The 19,821-nt window shown below is 73.6% G+C and carries 12 protein-coding genes and 1 pseudogene; 9 read left to right on the forward strand and 4 right to left on the reverse strand.

From position 1 onward, the window contains the following. Positions 1-79: 79 nt before the first annotated feature. A pseudogene (locus AB0959_RS43600) lies at positions 80-1,665 on the reverse strand (IS200/IS605 family accessory protein TnpB-related protein). Between the two features lie 162 nt (positions 1,666-1,827). Continuing rightward, positions 1,828-2,709 (reverse strand): hypothetical protein, encoded by an 882-nt coding sequence (locus tag AB0959_RS43605; RefSeq protein ID WP_366832416.1) that lies wholly within the window; start codon positions 2,707-2,709, stop codon positions 1,828-1,830. A 182-nt stretch (positions 2,710-2,891) separates the two neighbouring features. Between AB0959_RS43605 and AB0959_RS43610 the strand changes: the two genes are divergently transcribed. Beyond that, a complete protein-coding gene (locus tag AB0959_RS43610; RefSeq protein ID WP_366832417.1) occupies positions 2,892-3,962 on the forward strand; it encodes a MerR family transcriptional regulator in 1,071 nt (356 codons plus the stop codon). 104 nt (positions 3,963-4,066) lie between these two features. Here AB0959_RS43610 and AB0959_RS43615 read toward each other — a convergent pair whose 3' ends face one another. Further along, positions 4,067-4,972 (reverse strand): UTP--glucose-1-phosphate uridylyltransferase, encoded by a 906-nt coding sequence (locus AB0959_RS43615; RefSeq protein ID WP_366832418.1) that lies wholly within the window; start codon positions 4,970-4,972, stop codon positions 4,067-4,069. 115 nt (positions 4,973-5,087) lie between these two features. Then, positions 5,088-5,795: a FadR/GntR family transcriptional regulator gene (locus AB0959_RS43620; RefSeq protein ID WP_366832419.1), complete on the reverse strand. Its 708-nt coding sequence runs from the start codon at positions 5,793-5,795 to the stop codon at positions 5,088-5,090. Between the two features lie 232 nt (positions 5,796-6,027). Between AB0959_RS43620 and AB0959_RS43625 the strand changes: the two genes are divergently transcribed. The 8 genes from AB0959_RS43625 (at position 6,028) to AB0959_RS43660 (ending at position 19,726) form a co-directional block, all read left to right on the forward strand. Then, entirely contained in the window at positions 6,028-7,455 is a 1,428-nt protein-coding gene (locus tag AB0959_RS43625) for an SLC13 family permease (protein WP_366832420.1), read from the forward strand. 80 nt (positions 7,456-7,535) lie between these two features. Beyond that, positions 7,536-9,017: an acyl-CoA synthetase gene (locus tag AB0959_RS43630; protein WP_366832421.1), complete on the forward strand. Its 1,482-nt coding sequence runs from the start codon at positions 7,536-7,538 to the stop codon at positions 9,015-9,017. Next, a complete protein-coding gene (locus AB0959_RS43635) occupies positions 9,010-10,365 on the forward strand; it encodes a carboxyl transferase domain-containing protein (RefSeq protein ID WP_366832422.1) in 1,356 nt (451 codons plus the stop codon). Before AB0959_RS43630 ends, AB0959_RS43635 begins: the two co-directional genes overlap by 8 nt. Positions 10,366-10,491: 126 nt before the next feature. Beyond that, positions 10,492-10,851, forward strand: a complete 360-nt coding sequence (locus tag AB0959_RS43640; RefSeq protein ID WP_366832446.1) for a CU044_2847 family protein — start codon at positions 10,492-10,494, stop codon at positions 10,849-10,851. Beyond that, positions 10,848-12,641, forward strand: coding sequence for a trypsin-like peptidase domain-containing protein (locus AB0959_RS43645; RefSeq protein WP_366832423.1), 1,794 nt, complete (start codon positions 10,848-10,850; stop codon positions 12,639-12,641). The genes AB0959_RS43640 and AB0959_RS43645 overlap by 4 nt, the downstream gene beginning before the upstream one ends. Positions 12,642-12,742: 101 nt before the next feature. Continuing rightward, positions 12,743-13,783, forward strand: coding sequence for a MoxR family ATPase (locus AB0959_RS43650; protein WP_366832424.1), 1,041 nt, complete (start codon positions 12,743-12,745; stop codon positions 13,781-13,783). Further along, the gene (locus AB0959_RS43655; RefSeq protein ID WP_366832425.1) at positions 13,783-18,534 is read left to right on the forward strand and encodes an SAV_2336 N-terminal domain-related protein; all 4,752 of its coding nucleotides are present in this window, start codon (positions 13,783-13,785) and stop codon (positions 18,532-18,534) included. Before AB0959_RS43650 ends, AB0959_RS43655 begins: the two co-directional genes overlap by 1 nt. Before the next feature lie 154 nt (positions 18,535-18,688). Further along, entirely contained in the window at positions 18,689-19,726 is a 1,038-nt protein-coding gene (locus tag AB0959_RS43660; protein ID WP_366832426.1) for a rod shape-determining protein, read from the forward strand. Positions 19,727-19,821: the final 95 nt, after the last annotated feature.

Genomic DNA, 19,821 nt, shown 5'->3' on the forward strand with positions numbered 1-19,821 from the left:
TGGCCGCCTGTGCAACGCGCCCACGAACAAGCCGGAACGCCATTACGTTCAAGGGATACATGCAGTCCCACCACCGTTCCTAAAGACTGAGCGGTAGTAAGTCCTGTTGCCAGGACGCATGCTCAGCCGCGTGCTCCGAACGGTGTTGGGCACGCTGGTCTCCCGCTTTCGCTTCACATCCGGGCGGCACGACTCCTGGTCGTGGTCCGGGGATGAGGGGGCGGGGTTCCTCACGCCGTGGAATGTCCGGTCGGGCCTGGACGGTCCGATGCCCGTAACGATCGCTCTGGTCGTTACGGGGCGGTGCCGCCCGTCGCCGGATCGAGTGGCCTTACGTGTGGGGGTGGTCAGCGGCTGCTGCCAGTGCTGGGCACCCCACCGGGAGGTGTAGGCCGGGTCCACCGCGACGAGGGCGATGTCCTGTTCGGCGGCCATCGACACGAGTCTGGCCTTGAGTCGCGTGGTGGGGAAGCGGGAGATCAGGCGACGGAAGCGCTTGTTGCGGCCGTGCTTCTCGCGGCTGGTGCTTTCGGTGAAGTCAAGGTCCTCGATGGCGATCGCCGCCGCCCCGCACCGCTGGGCGTAGTGCAGCAAGCGGGTGAGGGTGTGCCGGATCTGGGCGTCGCGGTGCTGCGTGCTGCTGGACAGGTCGTAGAAGAAGCGTCTGGGTTCGCCGACGGGGTTGCCGTGGACATCGAGGTGCCAGGCGGCGAGGTGGTCGTCGTTCATGTCTACTGCCACCACGCCCTTCGCGAGAGCCGACTGAAGCGGCAACACGCGGGCGGGGGTGCGCTGCCAGGAGGCAGTGACGTACCAGCGGCCGCGGACGATGTCGTGGTGGATGCGGTAGGCCACCGCCCGGTTGTTGGTGATCCGGTCCCGCCACTCCTCGCCCCGGTGCCGGAACACCACGGCGGCGTCCAGCAGGTACCGGCCGTGCGGGGCGTTGGCCAGATGGGTCAGGACAGCCGGCAGCTTGATTGAAACCCGCCCGTCCTCGGTGATGCGGATGGTCTCGTTGCCCAGGCGCTTGCCGGACTCCCCGTCCGCGGTCAGGAACATCCGCGCTGCCCGCCACCGCTCACGCCACGCAGCTTCGTCCAGTCCGGCCTGATCCAGGTGATGGCGCAGGTGTGCGAGCCGTTTGCCTCCGCGCACGACATGCACGGCGCCGACCGCCCAGTCCGCCTCCAGCGCGGCCAGACGGTCCTTGAGCGCGTGCAAGCGGCGGGACTTGGCATGCCACTGCGCCCGGGAGCCGTACCCGCGCACCAGCCCTTCACGTTTGTTCGCCTTGGCGCCCAGCGGGCGGGCCAGCCGGGCCTCGATGGAGGCGACCTGTCCGCGCAGCCAGGCCATCTCGGCCATCTGGCCGCGCCTAGCCAACCCCCACTGGTCATGCGTGGCCTTGGTGATGCTGCCCGCCCAACGTGCCGACGAGCAGCCGGTCAGCCCTCTCTTGCGCACCGCCCACGCGTCCGTGCCGAGATCCAGTCCCTGCTGGGAGCGCACCGCGAGATCCCGCGACGCCAGCGACCCAAGGAACGCACCCACCTCAGGCAGCACGGCCACGTCCGCCTCCGACACCCGTAGCCGGGCCCGGATCGCCACCCCCGCCGGGCCGGGCACCACAAACGGCGCCCTCACCTGCCGCAGCCCGCCCATCCCGCACCCCCGCCCCTGACGCTGAGGAACCGTCACCAGACCCAACGAGCCCACACCACAGGGGTCACGCATTCGACAGACAAACTCCCGTTCATCTCACCGCGAAGCCTGTCAATGCACCCTCACCGGCAGCACTAGTACTCACTGTGTGCGATCCGGCCGTTACCGGCCGGCGGCCGCCAGGATCGCCTCGGCCACAGCCGGCACCGAGTCCGGGTGCAGGTCGAGGAAGAGGTTCGGCTCCACCAGCTCCAGCTCCATGAGCCGGGGCTCACCGTCGTCCCCGAGCACCAGGTCGACCCGGGCGTACAGCAGGTCGGGGTCGCCCGGTACGGCCGCCAGCGCGCTCTCGGCGACCAGGACCTCGGCCGGAGTCGGGGTCCAGGGCTCCAGGCCGGGGTGGGCCACCTTGTCCGCGTCGTACGCCGTGCCGGGGGCGAGCACCGCTCCCTTGCGGCTGGCGTGCAGCAGCCGCCCGCCGAAGAACTGCAGCGCCCGCTCACCGGTGACGTCGATGCCCCGCATGTACGGCTGCACCATCGCGGTGAACCCTTCCGCGTGCATCCGCGCGAGGTGCCCGAGGGCCGTCTCCCGGTCGGCGGGCGTGTACCGCGCCGCGTACCGGGCGCCCGCGCCGGAGGTCGGCTTCACCACGTACTCCCGGTCGTCCGGGAGGCCTGGGGCGTCGCCGGGCGCGAGGTACCGGGTGGGCACGACGGGCACCCCGGCCGCCGCCAGCTGCCCGAGGTAGCGCTTGTCGGTGTTCCAGCGCACGACGTCCGCCGGATTCACGAGCCGGGTGGCCTTCCCGCACCGCGTGACCCAGTCCGCGAACTCCTCCGCCCGCCAGCTGTAGTCCCACGTGGAGCGGATGACCACGAGGTCGTAACCGGCCCAGTCCGCCTCCGGGTCGTCCCAGTACACGGCGCTCGCCTCGGCCCCGGCCGCCGCCAGCGCCCGCAGCAGCACCGGCAGATCGCGATCCTTGCTCACCCCGGACCCGGGGTCGTAGGTGGCGAGCGCTATGCGGGGCGTGTGTGTCACGGGGCTCCATCCTCGTCCGACGACTGTCCGTGCGGCCGGTTCAGGACGGTCGCGCTCCGTACCGGCTCCAGGCGCGAAGCCAACAACAAGGGCCGCAACCGCGGCAACCCGTTTGACCTTCCCCTTCGGTGAAGCCCCAGCATCAGGAGCGGAACGGGGAACGGCCAGGACCAGGGGGAACCGTGGGCATGCTGACGATCGGCGCCTTCGCGAAGGCGTGCCGGCTCTCGCCGAAGGCGCTGCGGCTGTACGACGAGCTGGAGCTGCTGAGGCCCGCCCGGGTGGACCCGGAGACCGGGTACCGCTACTACGCGGTGGAGCAGCTGGAGCAGGCGCGGCTGGTGGCGTGGCTCAGGCGGCTGGGGATGCCGCTGGCGCGGATCCGGGAGGTGTGCGCGCTCGACGGGCCCGCCGCCGGCCGGGAGATCCGGGCGTACTGGGCGCAGGTCGAGGCCGAGACGGCGAACCGCCGGGACCTGGCGGCGTTCCTCGTGGACCACCTCACAGGTACCTCTGGGAAGGACACCACCATGCTGGAACTCCGTTACGCCGCCCTCTCCGACACCGGACTGGTCCGTCCGGCCAACCAGGACACCGCCTACGCGGGCACCCGCGTCCTCGCCGTGGCCGACGGCTTCGGCTCCGGCGGGGCGCACGCGTCCAGGGCCGCCGTGGAGGCGCTGAAGATCCTGGACCGCGAGACCCGCGAGACGCTCCCCGCGGGCAGCGTGCTGAACCTGCTGGACGACGCGGTGCAGGGCGCGACCCGGGCCGTACGGGACGTCGCGGCGGCGGACGAGGAGGTGGGGACGACCCTCACCGCGATGCTCTGGACCGGCTCGCAGCTCGCCCTGGTCCACATCGGCGACTCGCGCGCGTACCTGCTGCGCGACGGCGAGCTCTTCCGGATCACCCACGACCACACGCTCGTCCAGTCGATGATCGACGAGGGCCGGCTGACGGCGGAGGAGGCCTCGGCGCACCCCCAGCGGGCCCTGCTCCTCAAGGGCCTGAGCGGCGGCGACTCCGTCCCGGCCCCGGACCTCCGCCTGCGGGACGCCCTGCCCGGCGACCGGTACCTGCTGTGCTCCGACGGCCTGTCGGGGGTCCTGTCGGACACGGACATCGAGCGGACCCTGTCGTCGGTCCCCGGCCCCGAGGACGCGGCACGCGCCCTCGTCGCGGGGGCGAACGACGCGGGCGGCCCGGACAACGTGAGCTGCGTGGTGGCCGACGTGGTGCGGGCGGGGTAGTCCTGGACAGCCCTGTCTCGGTCCTCTCGGCTGTCCAGCACGGGACTACAGCGGCAGCTGCACGGCGTCGCGTAGCCGCCCGGAAGCCGGTGTCGGTGCGCTCCTCAGTCGGTGCGCTCGTCGTCGAGGTCGCGGACGAGGCCGCGCAGGACGGGGCCGTAGTCGGGGTGGGCGAGGGCAGAGGCCATCTGGGCGACGAGGTAGTCGGCCGGGTTGCCGGTGTCGTACCAGCGGCCCTGGATGGCCTGCCCGTACACCGCGCGGGTGCCGGCGTAGGCGTTGATGGCGTCGGTCAGGTAGATCTCGCCCTCACGGCGCTCGTACCAGCGCCGGGTCTGCTCACGCAGCTCGTCGATGATCCCGGGGGTGATGACGTAGCCGCCGATGGCCGCGTACGAGGACGGCGCGTCGGCGGGGGCGGGCTTCTCGACGAGGCCGGTGATCCGCAGCAGGCCGTCGCCGAGGTCCTCCTTGACTATGGGCACGCCGTAGCGCTGGGAGTCGCCCGGATCCATCGGCATGAGGGCCAGCACCGGGCAGGCGGTCTGCTCGTAGGCGCGGATCAGCTGCTGGGCCCGGGGCACCTCGGCCACGAACACGTCGTCCGGCCAGAGCACCAGCACCGGCTCGTCGCCGATGTTGCGGGCGGCGTTGAGGACGGGGGTGCCGTTGCCGTAGGGGCCGTGCTGGTCGAGGTAGGTGATGTGCCCCCGGCGGGCCAGCTCGGCGACCTCCTCCACCGCGTCCGCGTAGGCCGTCTTGCCGTCCTCGCGCAGCTGCTCGACCAGGGCGGGATTGGGCCGGAAGTGCTCCTGGATGAGTGACTTCCCGCCCGAGACCACGATGGTGATGTCGGTGATGCCGGAGTCCACCAGCTCGCGCACGGTGTGCTCGATGACGGGCTTGTCGCCGACCGGGAGCATCTCCTTCGGCGTGGCCTTGGTCAGGGGCAGCAGGCGGGAGCCGAGCCCGGCGGCGGGGATCACGGCCCTGCGGATCGTCGGGGACATCACGTCTCTCTCGGTCGAACGGCACACCGCGTCGGACCGCACGGTGTACGCCGACGCTACCAACGCGCGGCGAGACCACCGTACGGCGAGGCCAACGCACCGGCTCGGCCCCCGGCTACCTCTCCCCCTCCGGGTCCCAGTCCAGCAACCGCACCTTCGCGACCGTCCGCACGTGGTTGCGCATCGCGGTGGCCGCCTGCCTGGGCTGCCGGTCGGCGATGGCGTCGAGGATGGCCTGGTGCTGGGCGAGCGAGCGAGTGGGGCGGCCGGGCTGGCGGAGGGACTCGGTGCGGCTCTCGGCGATCTGGTCGGCGATGGAGCGCATGAACTCCGCGAGGATGCTGCTGTGCGCGGCCGCGGTCACGGCCGCGTGGAACAGGCGGTCGCCCTCCACACCGTGCCCGTCCTCCTCGATCTCCCGGGTCATGTGGGCGAGCGCGGACCGCATCGCGGCCAGGTCCTCGTCCGTGCGGCGCTCGGCGGCCAGTTCGGCGAGTTTGGTCTCCAGGGCCTCGCGGGCCTCCAGGACGTCGGGGAGGCGCCGGCGGCGCTCGACCATGTCCTCGACGGGCTCGACGTCCAGGCTGTCGCGGACCAGGTACGTACCACCGCCGTGCCGGGCCTCCACCAGGCCCTGGACCTCCAGCACGACGATCGCCTGCTTCACGGAGGCGCGGCTGACACCCAGCCGCTGGGCGAGGTCGCGCTCGGGCGGCAGCCGGTCGCCGGCGCGCAGGCCGCCCTCGGCGACGTACTGGCGCAGCCGGTCGAGCACCTGCTCGTAGAGGCGCTGTTTCGTCATGGGGCGCAGGGCGTCGGTCACGGGCTCCCCCTCTCGTCGGGAGAGTAACACCGGGCCCTTTACTGGCTGAGTGGATGAGCCAATTTCGGCGCGACCTCTTGACGTGACTCCCGGCGGGGCCCACGCTGACTCGCCAGCACCCCCGCCCAAAGTGGCTCAGCCACTCATCCACTCACGCCCAGGCCGCTCACCCCTCACCTCAGTCGCCGCACCTCGGACTCAGCCCCTCCGGGACCCAACGACGGGAGCCCGTATGTCCCCCGAACTCATCTCGATCCTCGTCCTCGTCGTGGTGTTCGTCATCGCCACGACCCGCTCCGTCAACATGGGCGCGCTGGCCTTCGCCGCGGCCTTCGGGGTGGGCACACTCGTCGCCGACCTCGACGCGGACGGCATCTTCGCCGGCTTCCCCGGTGACCTCTTCGTCGTCCTCGTCGGCATCACGTACCTCTTCGCGATCGCCCGCGCCAACGGCACCACCGACTGGCTGGTGCACGCCTCGATCCGGCTGGTGCGCGGGCGGGTGGCGCTGATCCCCTGGGTGATGTTCGCCCTCACCGGCGCGCTCACGGCGATCGGCGCGGTCAGCCCGGCCGCGGTCGCCATCGTCGCGCCGCTCGCTCTGAGCTTCGCCGTCCGGTACCGGATCAGCCCGCTGCTGATGGGCACGATGGTGGTGCACGGCGCGCAGGCCGGCGGCTTCTCTCCGATCAGCATCTACGGCACGATCGTCAACGGCATCGTCGAGCGCGAGAAGCTCCCGGGCAGCGAGGTCACGCTCTTCCTGGCCTCCCTCGTCGTCAACCTCGTCATCGCCGCCATCGTCTTCGTCCTCTTCGGCGGGCTCAAGCTGTGGGCCCAGGGCTCGGTGGCGGTGGACGGGGACGCTGCCGGTGAGCCCGGGTCCGGAGGGGGTTCCGGCACGGCCGAGCCCAGCACCGGCGGCACCGGCACCAGCAGCGGCAGCGGCACGGGCACCTCCAGCGGCACAGCCGGTACGAGCCCCACCGCCGTCGCCACATCCGCCACATCCACCACCGCCGCCCCCGCCCGCCCCGGCGAACCCGGTACCGACACCACCCGCCTCACCCCCGCCCGCGCCGCGACCCTCACCGGACTGGTCGCCCTCGTGGTCGCCGTGCTCGCCTTCGACCTGGACGCGGGGCTCACCGCGATCACCCTCGCCGTGCTGCTGAGCGCCGCATGGCCGGAGGACAGCCGCGTGGCGGTCGGGCAGATCGCGTGGCCCACCGTGCTGCTGATCTGCGGTGTCCTCACCTACGTGGGCGTGCTGGACGAGATGGGCACCATCACCTGGGCCGGCGAGGGCGTCAGCGGCATCGGCGTCCCGCTGCTGGCCGCCGTGCTGCTGTGCTACATCGGCGCGATCGTGTCGGCGTTCGCCTCGTCCGTGGGCATCATGGGCGCGCTGATCCCGCTGGCGGTGCCGTTCCTGGCACAGGGCGAGATCGGGGCGATCGGCATGGTGTCGGCGCTCGCCGTGTCGGCGACGGTCGTGGACGTGAGCCCCTTCTCGACGAACGGCGCGCTGGTGCTGGCCGCGGCACCGGACGTCGACCGGGAACGTTTCTTCCGGCAGCTGATGGTGTACGGAGGGATCGTGGTGGCGGCGGTGCCCGCCGTGGTGTGGCTGGTCATGGTCGTCCCCGGCTGGGGATAGGCCCACGGGCGGCAGCCACGGCAACAGACGAAAGCAGCTGACGCACGACAGCTGACGCGAACAGCCAAGGAGTACAACCCGTGTCCTCACTCTTCCCGGCCCTGACCGACTCCCCGGCCGACTCCCCGGCCGAGCGGCCCGCCCTGCGGTTCGGCGAACGCTCCCTGACGTACGCGGAACTCGCCGCGGCGGCGGGCGCGCTCGCCGGGCGCGTCCGGGAAGCGGGCCGGGTCGCCGTCTGGGCGACCCCCACGCTGGAGACGGCCGTCGGCGTGGTGGCCGCCCTGCTGGCCGGGGTGCCCGCCGTACCGCTCAACCCGAAGTCGGGCGACGGCGAGCTGGGGCACATCGTCAGGGACAGCGCGCCCGCCCTCGTCCTCACCGCACCGGGCACCGAACTCCCGCCCGCCCTGAGCGGCCTGGAGCGCGTCGACATCGACGTAAGGGAGCGGGCGCCGTACGCCCCCGCCGAATCCCCCGGCTCCGCCCCCGCCGGCATCACCGCCGAATCCCCCGCCCTCGTCGTCTACACCTCCGGCACCACCGGCCCGCCGAAGGGCGCCGTCATCCCCCGCCGTGCCATCGCCACCACCCTGGACGCGCTGGCCGACGCCTGGCAGTGGACCGGGGACGACGTCCTGGTCCACGGGCTGCCCCTCTTCCACGTGCACGGGCTGATCCTGGGCATCCTCGGCCCGCTGCGGCGCGGCGGCTCCGTACGGCACCTGGGGCGGTTCACCGCCGAAGGCGTCGCCCACGAGCTGAACGAGGGCGCCACCATGTTGTTCGGCGTGCCGACGATGTACCACCGGCTCGCCGAGGCGCTCCCCGACGACCCCGCGCTCGCGAAGGCGCTGGGCCGGGCGCGACTGCTCGTGTCCGGTTCGGCGGCGCTGCCGGTGCACGACCACGAGCGGATCGCGGCGGCGACCGGGCGGCGCGTCGTCGAGCGGTACGGCATGACCGAGACCCTCATGAACACGAGCGTGCGCGCGGACGGCGAGCCGCGCGCCGGGACGGTCGGAGTCCCCCTGCCGGGCGTGGAGTTGCGGCTGGTGGAGGAGGACGGCACGGCCATCACGGCGTACGACGGCGAGACCGTCGGCGAGATCCAGGTGCGCGGCCCGAACCTCTTCACGGAGTACCTGAACCGCCCGGACGCGACCGCGGCCGCGTTCACCGGCGACGGCTGGTTCCGCACGGGCGACATGGCGGTCCGGGACGCCGACGGGTACGTACGGATCGTGGGCCGCAAGGCCACCGACCTGATCAAGAGCGGTGGTTACAAGATCGGCGCGGGTGAGATCGAGAACGCGCTCCTCGAACACCCGGCGGTGCGCGAGGCCGCCGTCACGGGCGAACCGGACGACGACCTCGGCGAGCGCGTAGTCGCCTGGATCGTGCCCACCGACCCCCAGTCCCCGCCCGCCGCCGACGACCTGGCCGACCATGTGGCCCGCCGTCTCGCCCCGCACAAGCGCCCCCGCACCGTGCGCTTCCTCGACACTCTCCCCCGCAACGACATGGGCAAGATCATGAAGCGGGCGTTGAAGCATGACTGAGCCGCCCGCCCGGTACGACGGGTACGACACCCGTTGCTCCGCCCGCGAGATCATCGCCCTGGTGACGGACGAGTTCACCCAACTGCCCGCTCCCGAGAAGGAGTACGAGCCCGACGGCCCTCTCGCCTGGCAGGGGTACGACGCCTCGCGCGCCCGCGCCGCCGAACGCACCGGTGAGGAGGAGTCGGTGGTCTGCGGGCGGGTGACGATCGGCGGTACCCAGGCCGTGGTGGTGGCCTTCGAGTTCGGATTCCTCGGCGGTTCGCTCGGGGAGCGGACCGGGGACCTGCTTCAGGCGGCGTACACGGAGGCACGTGAGCACCGGCTGCCCGTCGTGTCGCTCGTCGCGACGGGCGGGAGCCGGATGCAGGAGGGCATGCGCGCGCTCGCCCAACTCCAGCGCGTGGCCCGGCAGTCGGCGCTGACGCGGGAGGCGGGGCTGCCCCAGGTCGCCGTGCTGCGGGACCCGACGACCGGGGGCGGCTGGGCCACCCTGGGCGCGGGCGCCGACGTCGTCCTCGCGCTGCCCGGTGTCCAGGTGGGCTTCGCCGGCTCCCGGGTGCGCCCGCCGGGCGCCGACCCGGCGGCGTACACGGCCGAGGCCCAGGTGGCGGCGGGCGCGGCCGACGCGGTCGTACGGCCCGAGGACCTGCGCGGGGCGCTGACGCTGTGGCTGGAGCTGCTGACCGGCCCCTCCCGGCATCCCGCGCCCCCGCCGGCCGCCCTGGGCCCCTCCACGGACCTCCCGGCCACCGGCTGGGCGGCCGTCCTGCGCGCCCGCTCCCCCGAACGCCCCCGCGCCGAGGCCTACCTGGACGCGTACTTCACGCGCCGCGCGGCCATCGCCGGCGACCGCTGCGGCGGCACCGATCCGGGGGTGCTGTGCGGCTTCGGCGAGCACGAGGGCCGGACCGTCGCGTACGCGGCCCAGTGCGGCACGGCGACCCGCCCCGCCGGGTACCGCACGGCGGCCCGGCTGATCCGCCTCGCGGGCCGGCTGGGCATCCCCGTGCTGACGCTGGTGGACACGCCGGGCGCCGCCAACGACGCCGAGGCGGAACGACAGGGCGCCGGAGGGTCGATCGCGGACGTGTTCGACGCCGTGGCCACCGCCCGGACCCCGGTCACCACGCTGGTCATCGGCGAGGGCGGCTCCGGCGGTGCCCTCGCGCTGGCCGCGCCCGGCAGCACGTGGGCCACCCCGGACAGCTACTTCTCGGTCATCGCCCCCGAGTTGGCGGCCGCGATCCTCAAACGCCCGGAGGACCAGGCGCGGGTCACGGCCGACGAACTGAGGGTACGGCCGCAGGACTTGGCGGCGCTGGGGGTCGTCCGCGGTATCACGTGACCCGGGTCACGCACACCCGTTCGGGGTATGTGTACGGCGTGTGGAAAAGGAGACAGCGCGCGTACCGTCCGTGACAATAGGCTGGTTGGGCGTCACGAGCGACAGGACGGGCAGGACGGGGGCGTGGTGGAAGGCTTAGTGGAGTTCACGACCGACGACGGTGCCGTGGTCACCGTGGAGGCCGTCGAGGAGGGGCCCGGGTCGGGCTCCCGTCTCGTGTCCCGCGGGGACGACGGCGCGGTCCGGGCGACGCGGACCTTCGAGGGCTCCTTGGAGGGTGTGCGCTCCGCGGCCGCGTCCGCGTTGCGGGTCTTCCGGGACGGTTCGCTGCAACCCGACGCGGTGGAGATCGAGTTCGGTGTGAAGCTCACCGCGGAGGCGGGCGCGCTGATCGCGAAGAGCGCGGTCGAGGGGCATCTGGTGGTCAAGCTCTCCTGGTCCCCAGGGCGGTCGGACGCTCCCCCGGAGCCCCCCTCGGCGTCATGACGAGCGCCGCCTGGCACGCCAGGATCAGCTGCGGGCGCGACACCGGCGCCGGCTTCCTGGTCACCGCACGCCATGTCCTGACCTGTGCGCACGTCGTCGCCCGCGGCGACACCGACCCGGTGAGCGTGTCCTTCGCGCACGGCGGCGGGGAGGCCGTCGGTGCCCGCGTCGTCGCGCACGGCGGCTGGGACGGCCGCGACACGGACGCCGGTGACCTCGCCGTCCTGGAGCTCGACCGGACCGTCGACCTGAAGCCCGCCGAGTTCGCGGCACCCGACGAGGCGTACGGTCACCCGCCGCGCAAGCTGCTGGCGTACGGCTTCCCCAAGCACTACGACGAGGGCACGCTCGCCGAGTACCGGGCCACGGCGGGCCAGTTGATCGCCGGGGAGTGGGTGCAGCTGGAGGCGTGGGCCGGGCACGGGCAGCCGCTGGTGCCCGGGTTCAGCGGGGCGGCGGTGACGCTCGCGGACAGCGGCCGGGTCGTCGGCATGGTCTCGTCGGCGGCCCGCGACCCCGGCGTCCGCAACGGGCGGATGCTGCCCGCGAACGTCATGGCCCGCTACTGGCCCCGCCTCGGCGACCTGATCCCGACCCCGGAGTACGACGGCCCGCAGAAGGAGCGGCTGCGGCTGCTGGTCGAGGAGGCGGGGCGCCACGGCGACCTGGAGTGCGGCCCCCAGCGGCTCTACCAGGAAGCCGTCACCGTCTTCGGTCCCCCGCCCCCGCCGCACGGCTTCGCCTCCCTGTGGGACGCCGCCTGGTACCTCCTGTCCGAGGTGACGGACACGAAGGCGGCGGTCCGGTTCGCCGAGCGGCTCGCCGACTTCGTCGAGGACAAGCAGACCCGGACCGCCCTGCGGTCCTGGCCGTACACGGGCGCCGAGGCGGTGCCGGACCACGTGCCCCTGAGTGCACCCCTGCACGGAAGCAGTACGGGAGGCGGGGCTGGAATCGGTGAGGGAATCGGTGAGGGAAGCGGTACGCACACCTGGTCCCCGATCCTCGTCGAGATCGCGCCCAGCGGCTCCGGGGACCAGTTCCTGGTGGAGGTGTCCGCGTACAACGGGAACCACCGCCGGGTCGTGGGCCGGCGCCGGCTGTCCGCCGACCGGGTGCGGGCCTACGCCCTGGAGCGCATCGACGAGGCGTACCACGCGCTGGAGCCGGGTGCCCGGGAGCTGCTCGCCTTCGTGCTGCCGCGCCGGTGGCTCAACGCGGACGTGGCGCACTGGCAGCGCAGCGCCGACGACGACAGCCCGCTCGGCGCCTTCGCACCGCTGGTCGTGATGGACCTGGAGCGGCGGCGCAGCGGCGGCCTCCAGTTCAAGCTCCTGCAGAAGTGGCGGGACCTCGACGCCCAGCGGTCGGCCCGGCTGCGCCGCATCGGCTGCGGGTCCGTCGGGCAGGACCCGGGGAAACTGACCGTCGCCCTGCGCCGGGGCGCGGACGTCGTCGGCTTCGGCACCCCGCCGCGCACGGACGGTACCCGGCGGCTGTTCAGGGCCGGGCTGAACGCGGCCGTGCCGGTGATGCTGTGGCCGCGCTCCGGCTGCCGGGGCGGGCCGTCGCACGAGGACTGTCGGGGTACGGCCTTCCTGGACCGCCTCGCCGAACACCTGGCCGACCTGCCGCCGGGTGAACTTCCCTCGTACGTCCATGAGTTGCGCGAGACTGCGTACGCCTCCGAGTCGTCCGAGACTCACTGGGCGTACGACCTGGCGCTGCTCTGGGAGGACCCCCGCTGTCTGCCCGACCCCGTCGGCTACCAGCACTCGCCGGTCGGGTGAGCCGCACGCGCGAGAACCGGACCGGCACGCCCGCACGCACGCACCCGCACCCCCATCCGCAAGCACCCGCACGCACGCACTCGCACGAGGAGCACACCCCCATGTCCCTGTGGCCCGTCTACACGGGTTCGAGCGAGCCCCACGACGGCATCGACCGGCTGCCCGACCCGCCACCGTGGCGTGCCTTCGACGGCGGCCCGGCCCTGGCCACCCCCGCCGACGGTGACGACGCCTCGGCCTCCTCCCCCGACCGCCGCCACCGCGCCCGCACCTACCGCGCCACCGACCGCGCGGTCCAGCTCGTCAACGCGGCCCTGTACCTGCGCAGGCCCCTGCTCGTGACCGGCCCGCCCGGCAGCGGCAAGTCGAGCCTCGCGTACGCGGTGGCCCGTGAGCTCGGGCTCGGCCCGGTGCTGCGCTGGAACATCACCAGCCGGACGACACTGCGCGACGGCCTCTACCAGTACGACCCGCTGTCGCGCCTGTACGCGGCCGGACGCGCCGCCGCGCGCGAGCAGCGCGCCGCGCACCGTGAGCAGGCGCCGCTCGACGGCGAACTCCAGGACCATCTGCGTCTGGGCCCCCTGGGCACGGCCCTCCTGCCGTACGGCCGCCCCCGCGCCCTGTTGATCGACGAGATCGACAAGAGCGACCTGGACCTGCCGAACGACCTGCTGAACGTCCTGGAGGAGGGCCAGTACGAGATCCCGGAGCTGGTGCGGGCCGCCCGGCACACCCCCACGGCCGAGGTGATGGTCGACGGGACGGACGACCGGGTGCCCGTGGCGCGCGGCAGGGTGCGCTGCCGGACGTTCCCGTTCGTGGTGCTGACCAGCAACGGCGAGCGAGAGTTCCCGCCGGCCTTCCTGCGCCGCTGCGTCCGCCTCGAACTGCACCAGCCGCGCGACACGCATCTGGAGCAGATCGTGCGCGCCCACCTGGGGGAGCCCGACGCTTACGCCCGCGAGCTGATCGACCGCTTCATGGACCGGGGCACGGACGGGGAACTGGCGACGGACCAGTTGCTGAACGCCGTCTACCTGACCGGGGTGGCGGGCCTCGACGCCACGTCGCGCGACGAGCTCGCCGAGCAGCTGATGCCGTATCTGAGCCGCTCCGGGGACGAGGCGGACACGTTCTGATGAGTTCCGAGGGAGACGGGAGTTCCGAGGGAGACGGGACGGAGGGGATCGGCCGGCTCGCCGACCTGCTCGCCCAGGCGGGCGGCGGCGAGCCGCCGACCTCCGTCGAGCTGGCCGAACTGCTGTGGCTGGCCGGGCACATGGCGGGGCCGGAGGCGTCCGGTGACGGCCGTGCGGCCGGCCGGCCGCACGAGCGCCGGACCCCGGAGTCGAGCACCGCGCCGCTCCTTCCCTCTCCCCGCCCGGAGCCGCCCGGGCCCACGCCGGCCCCCGGGACACACGAGAAGGACACGGAGACGGGTTCGGGCTCGGGTTCCGACTCGGGTCCGGGACCGCGACAGGCACCTGGACCGCACCCGGCGCACCCCGACGACCGCGTCCCCCTGCGCCTGCCCGGCACGGGCGGGGGCGACGGCGGCAGCCCCGTGGGGCACACCGCGCTGCTGGCCCCCGCACCGCCGATGCTGTCCCACCCCCTCGCCCTCCAGCGCGCCCTGCGCCCCCTCAAGCGCCGGGTCCCGGCGCCCTTCGGGCAGGAGGTGGACGAGGAGGCGACAGCCCACCGCATCGCCCTGCTCGGCGCGTCACCCCAGTGGTGGCAGCCCGTCCTGCGCCCGGCGACCGAACGCTGGCTGACCCTGCACCTCGTGTACGACTCCGGTCCGACCATGCCCGTATGGGGCCCGCTCGTCCGCGAACTGCGCACGGCACTCGCGCAGTCGGGCGTGTTCCGCACGGTGGAGTCGCACCGGCTGTCGGCCGACGGCACGGTGCGGCGGCCGGGTTCGCAGGAGTCGTACGCCGACGGCCGCACCGTCACCCTGATCGTCTCCGACTGCATGGGCCCGCAGTGGCGCGAGGGCGCGGCGGGCGAGCGCTGGTACCGCACACTGCGGCGGTGGGCCGCGCGGATGCCGGTGGCCGTGGTCCAGCCGCTGCCGGAACACCTGTGGCGCACCACGGCACTGCCCGCCGCGACCGCGCGGATCACGTCTCCCGCCCCGGCGGCGCCCAACTCGGCGTACCAGGTGGACTCGTACGTCATGGACGCCGCCGAACCCGGTTCGCTTCCCCTTCCCGTGCTGGAACCCTCGGCGCCCTGGCTCGCGAACTGGTCGAAGCTCCTGGGCCGGGCGGGCCGGCTGCCGGGCTCCGTCGCCCCGCTCGGGCCGGTGCCTCCCCTGGACCCGGTCGACGAACTGGGCCGGAGCGACGTGGAGCGGCTCTCGCCGGAGGAGCTCGTCCTGCGCTTCCGCTCCCTCGCGTCCCCCGAGGCCTTCCGCCTCGCCGGCCATCTCGCCCTCGGCCGCCCCGAGTTGCCGGTGATGCGGCTCCTGCACGCCGCGATCGAGCCCGACCCGCGCCCCCAGCACCTGGCGGAGGTGATACTGAGCGGCCTGCTGACCACGGTGCCGGGGCCGCCCGGGTCGTACGCCTTCCGTCCCGGGGTGCGCGAGCTGCTCCTGCGCACCCTGCCGCGCACGGCCCACGGGCGGGCGTCCGAACTCCTCGCCCGTGTCGGCGCGTTGATCGACGAGCGGGCGGGAGTGGCGGCCCGGGAGTTCCGGATCGCGGCGCCGGGCGACGGAGACGTCCCGGCGCGGGGGGAACCGTTCGCGGAGGTGCGGGCGGAGAGCCTGCGGCGGCTGGGCGGGGCGCCCGTGGGGGACTCGCGGGTGGTGCTGGGCAGGTACCGGCTGGAGCGGCCGCTGGGGTTCGGCTCCCCGGTCGCCTGGCTGGCCCGGGACACGCGGCTCGACCGGACCGTGGTGGTGCACGAGCACTCCGCGCGGCGGGAGCACGGGCAGTTCCTGGCGAGGGCACGGCTCCTGGCCGAACTCAGGAGCCGGCACGTGATCTCGGTCGAGGGGTACGGCGTCGAGGGCGACGTTCCCTACCTGGTCACCGAGTTCGTGGAAGGGTTCTCCCTGGCCGAGCTCACCGCCGAGGGCGGCTTCCGCGTGCCGTACTGGGTGCTGGCGCCCCTGGCGCACCAGGTCGCCAAGGGGCTCGAAGCCGTGCACGAGCAGGGCCTGGTGCACGGTTCGCTCACCGCGCCGAGCCTGCTGCTGTGCTCGGACGGCACGGTGAAGATCACCGGATTCAGGATGGGGAACACCCGTGGCCGCACCGAGTCGAAGGACCTGGAGGACTTCGGCCGCCTGCTGATCGACCTGGGCGGTGGACTGGCGCGGCCCGACGACGGGCCGAAGCCCCCTCTTCCGCGTCGGCTCGCGCTGTTCCGGGCCAGGTTCCCGTTGGCCGCGGACAAGCTCCTCAACCCGTCCCTCGACGTACAGCGCGAGGGCAGAAGCCTGTTCCAGGAGCCCTCGTTCAGGGAGGTGCTGGAGGCCGTCGCCGAGGACCGGCACCCGTACGGCCTGCTCGGCCCCGTCCGCGTCGGCCGGGAGAACCCGCGGCCGGTCGGCGACGGCCCCGCCCAGGCCGTGCTGTGCATGCTGCTCCTGCGGCACGGCAGGCCCGTGACGAACGAGGAACTGATCGAGGGTGTGTGGGGACAGCACCCCCCTGAGCGCGCCCATCGGGAACTCGCCGCCCTCGTCTCCTCCCTGCGCACCGCCCTCGGCCCCGGGCTCCTCGCCACCACGGCGGACGGTTACGCGCTCCACACGACGCCCTCCGCCATCGATGTGTTCCGCTGCGAGGACCTGGTGTCCAGGGTCGCCTCACGCCGGGCCGAGGGCGATCCGGGGGCGGCACGCGCGTCGGTCCAGTACGCCCTCGACCTCTGGTATGGCGACCCCCTCGACGGCGTCCCCGGCCCCGCGGCCGGGGCGGCCCGCGCCCGCCTGAGCACCCTCCGTCTGTCCCTGTACGTCACCCGCGCCGAACTCGACCTGGAACTGGGCCACTTCGAGCAGGCCGCGGCCGACCTCACTCCTCTCCTCCAGGAGCACCCGGACCACGAGGACCTCCGCCGTCTGCACGCGCTCGCGCAGGGCTCCGTGCCCGAGAGCGGGCGGGCCACCGTCACCGTCGAGATCACCGACGCGGACCCTGACCCGGCAGTCCACCGCTCGCTGGGCCGCACGCTCCCGTGGCTGCTCTCCCTGTGCGGTCTGGACCCGAGCCGGTACGAGCTGCTCACCCGCGACAACGGGTACGTGGTCGTGACCGAGCCCGGCACGGACGTGCTGCCCGCCCTGCGGACGGTCCTGCGTGAACTCCCCGCCGCGTTGCTGGAGGTGGCCGCGTTGCTGGAGGTGGAGGACCCGCCCGGGGTCCGGGTGGCCTTCTGGCACACCGCCCGGTTCGCCCGGGCCGACGGTCCGGCCGCGCCCGCGGGCCTGCGGTCCACGCTCGACCGGTCCCCCGCGGACGTCGTGGTCGTGCTGTCCCCAGCGCTGTACCAGGAACTGACGGGCGCCGCCGACCTCCCCGTCGACCCGTCCGGGTTCCTGCCCCTGCGCGGCCCGTCGCCGGACGCCCAGCCCTTCGCCTGGTACCTGCCGCTGGACCTCCCGGAGCCGGCGCCGCCGCAGCGCAAGAGCCGCGATCTCGTGCGGGGTCCCATCACCGTCCGCCACCTCGCCGAGATCCGCCCGCCCCGCGAGGGCCACAGGGCGGTCGTGCACACGGCGCCCGACGGCACCCTGACCGTGCTCGACCCCGACGGGCCGCAGACCGGTCGTCCCGTGCCCTCCCCGGTCACGTACTACGAGGTGGACCTGACCCCGCACCAGGCCACGCGCCAACTGCTGCTGCCCGGTTCCGGCGGTACCACGTTCGTGGCGTCGGCCGAGCTGTCGTGGCACGTGGACGACCCGCTGGCGTTCGTGCGCGACGGGGGCTCCGATGCGATGGAGCGTCTGTTCGAGCACCTCGCCCGGGAGGCGGCGCGCATCACCCGGCGTCATCCGCCACGCTGGGCGGGCACGGCACAGCGCGCCGTGCACGAGGCTCTGCGCGGATGGCCGGTCCCCGGGCTGGCGGTGACGTTCGCGGTGCGGCTCTCGCCCGAGCCCGCACCACGACCGGACCGGACAGCGCGGGGCAGCGGTGCGGGCACGGCGCCCTCGGACGACCCGGCCCCGGTTCTCGCCCACACCGAGTCCGTCCTCCTGGGCTTCGACGGCACCCTCGCCCGCGTCCCCGCGAGCCGCCGGACCAGGATGGCCGGTGCCCTCGCCGCGCGCCTCGACGAGCTGCGCCGCCCCGACGACACGCCGAGCGGCGCGGAACCACTCCTTCAGGGGCCACCCGCACAGCTCCGGGAGGGGGACCCCGACCCGCTGGACCTCCTGCGCGCTCTCGCGGGCCACCGTCTGGCACCCGAGCTGAGCCGAGCGCTCGACGGGATCGAGCAGCAGCACCTCGGAGCCGCGGTGCCGACGCCCTTCGCCGGTCCCCTGGTCTACGCGCTCGCCGACCGGGGCCTGGGCGTCGCCGTCGTCACCGACCACTCGTCCGACGCCGTCACCGCCTACCTGGCACGGCGGGGGCTCACCGGCTCGGCGTCCGGCGGAGTCCACGGCCGCGCCGAGGACGCCGCACTTCTCCTGCCGCACCCCGACTGTCTGGTCCGCGCGCTGGAACGGCTGCACACCGCGCCGGAGGACGCCGTCCTCGTCGGCTCCTCCGTCGTCGAGCTCACCGCCGCGTCCGCACTCGGTCTGCCCTTCATCGGGTTCGTCACCGGTCAGGAGGACGAGCGACGGCTGCGGGAGGCGGGCTGCCGGTACACCGTCACCTCCCTGGAACTCCTCCTCAAAGCGGTCCGTCCCGCCTGACTGCGTGTCAGCGACACGCGACACCGGCCCGACACCACCCGTCCGGCCGCACCCCACCCGGCCCATCCAGAAGGGCGCCGCACCCCTCCCCCTGCACACGATGCAGGAAGACCGCCGCCAAGGACCACGCGGTCCGTGCTACCGGGAGGACCCCATGACCGCCAGGCTGGACCAGCTGCGCCGCTGCCACTTCGCCGTCGACCTGGGGGCGTCCCGGACCCGTGTGTTCGTCAAGGGCGCCGGCCTGGTCGTCGACCAGCCGAGCGTGGCCGCCGTGAACACCCGGACGGGTGCTCTGATCGCGGTCGGGGAGTTCGCGGAGAGGATGACCGGGCGTACGCCCCACTACATCAGGGTCGTGCGCCCCGTGTCGGGCGGCAGCGTCGTCGACATCGAGATGGCCCAGCGCATGCTGCGCCATCTGCTCGGTGACAAGGTACGCCGCACGCTGCGCCGCAAGCCCTTCCTGCGCGCCGCCGCCTGCACCCCGAACGACGCGGACCCGCTGGGCCGGCGCGCGGCGGTCGAGACGCTGGTGGGCCTCGGTGCCCGGCGTGTCGAGCTCGTCGACACCATCGTCGCCGCCGGGGTCGGCTGCGGGCTGCCCGTCGAGCGCCCGGAGGCCACCATGATCATGGTGTGCGGTGCCGCCGCGACCCAGCTGGCCGTTCTGTCGCTCGGTTCGATCGTGACCTCCGAGCGCATTCCGGTCGGCGGTGAGGCCGTGGACAACGCGATCGTGCAGCACCTGCGCCTCCAGCACGAGCTGATCCTGCCCAGTCAGTCCGTACGGCCGCTCCAGCTCGCCCTGTCCGGCAACGGGCTGACCCCGCACGGGCCCGCCTCCACCGAGATCCACGGACTGGACGTCGCCACCGGGCTCGCCCGGTCCGTCAAGGTGGACACGGCCGCCGTGCGCGACGCCATCCAGACCCCGCTCACGGCCGTGCTCGACGGCATCGGCAAGGTGTTGCGGGACTGCCCGCCCGACCTCGTGGCCGACCTCGCGGACCGCGGGATCATGATGGTGGGCGGCAGCGCGCTGCTGCCGGGCCTCGACCAGATGCTGCGGCAGGCCACGGGCATGCCGGTGAGCATCGCCGAACGCCCCGAACTGTGCGCGATCGAGGGCCTGGGCGCCATGCTGGAGGGCCGCGTCGAACCGCTGGAGCTGAACCTCGAGTCGGACTGACCCGGCACCACTCGCACGGCACATGTCGCCGGACGCCGTGTGAGATTAGGGTGAGCCTCGACGGGGTTCCTGGGCGATGGCCAGGGTGGGGAGGC

Origin of the sequence: Streptomyces sp. NPDC046862 (genome assembly GCF_040704615.1) — a bacterium.
GTDB lineage: Bacteria > Actinomycetota > Actinomycetes > Streptomycetales > Streptomycetaceae > Streptomyces.

Coding starts and splice junctions, on each gene's coding strand:
- AB0959_RS43615 (WP_366832418.1), bottom strand. CDS start 4,972: ATGTCCCCGACGATCCGCAGGGCCGTGATCCCCGCCGCCGGGCTCGGC.
- AB0959_RS43625 (WP_366832420.1), top strand. CDS start 6,028: ATGTCCCCCGAACTCATCTCGATCCTCGTCCTCGTCGTGGTGTTCGTC.
- AB0959_RS43635 (WP_366832422.1), top strand. CDS start 9,010: ATGACTGAGCCGCCCGCCCGGTACGACGGGTACGACACCCGTTGCTCC.
- AB0959_RS43645 (WP_366832423.1), top strand. CDS start 10,848: ATGACGAGCGCCGCCTGGCACGCCAGGATCAGCTGCGGGCGCGACACC.
- AB0959_RS43650 (WP_366832424.1), top strand. CDS start 12,743: ATGTCCCTGTGGCCCGTCTACACGGGTTCGAGCGAGCCCCACGACGGC.
- AB0959_RS43655 (WP_366832425.1), top strand. CDS start 13,783: ATGAGTTCCGAGGGAGACGGGAGTTCCGAGGGAGACGGGACGGAGGGG.
- AB0959_RS43660 (WP_366832426.1), top strand. CDS start 18,689: ATGACCGCCAGGCTGGACCAGCTGCGCCGCTGCCACTTCGCCGTCGAC.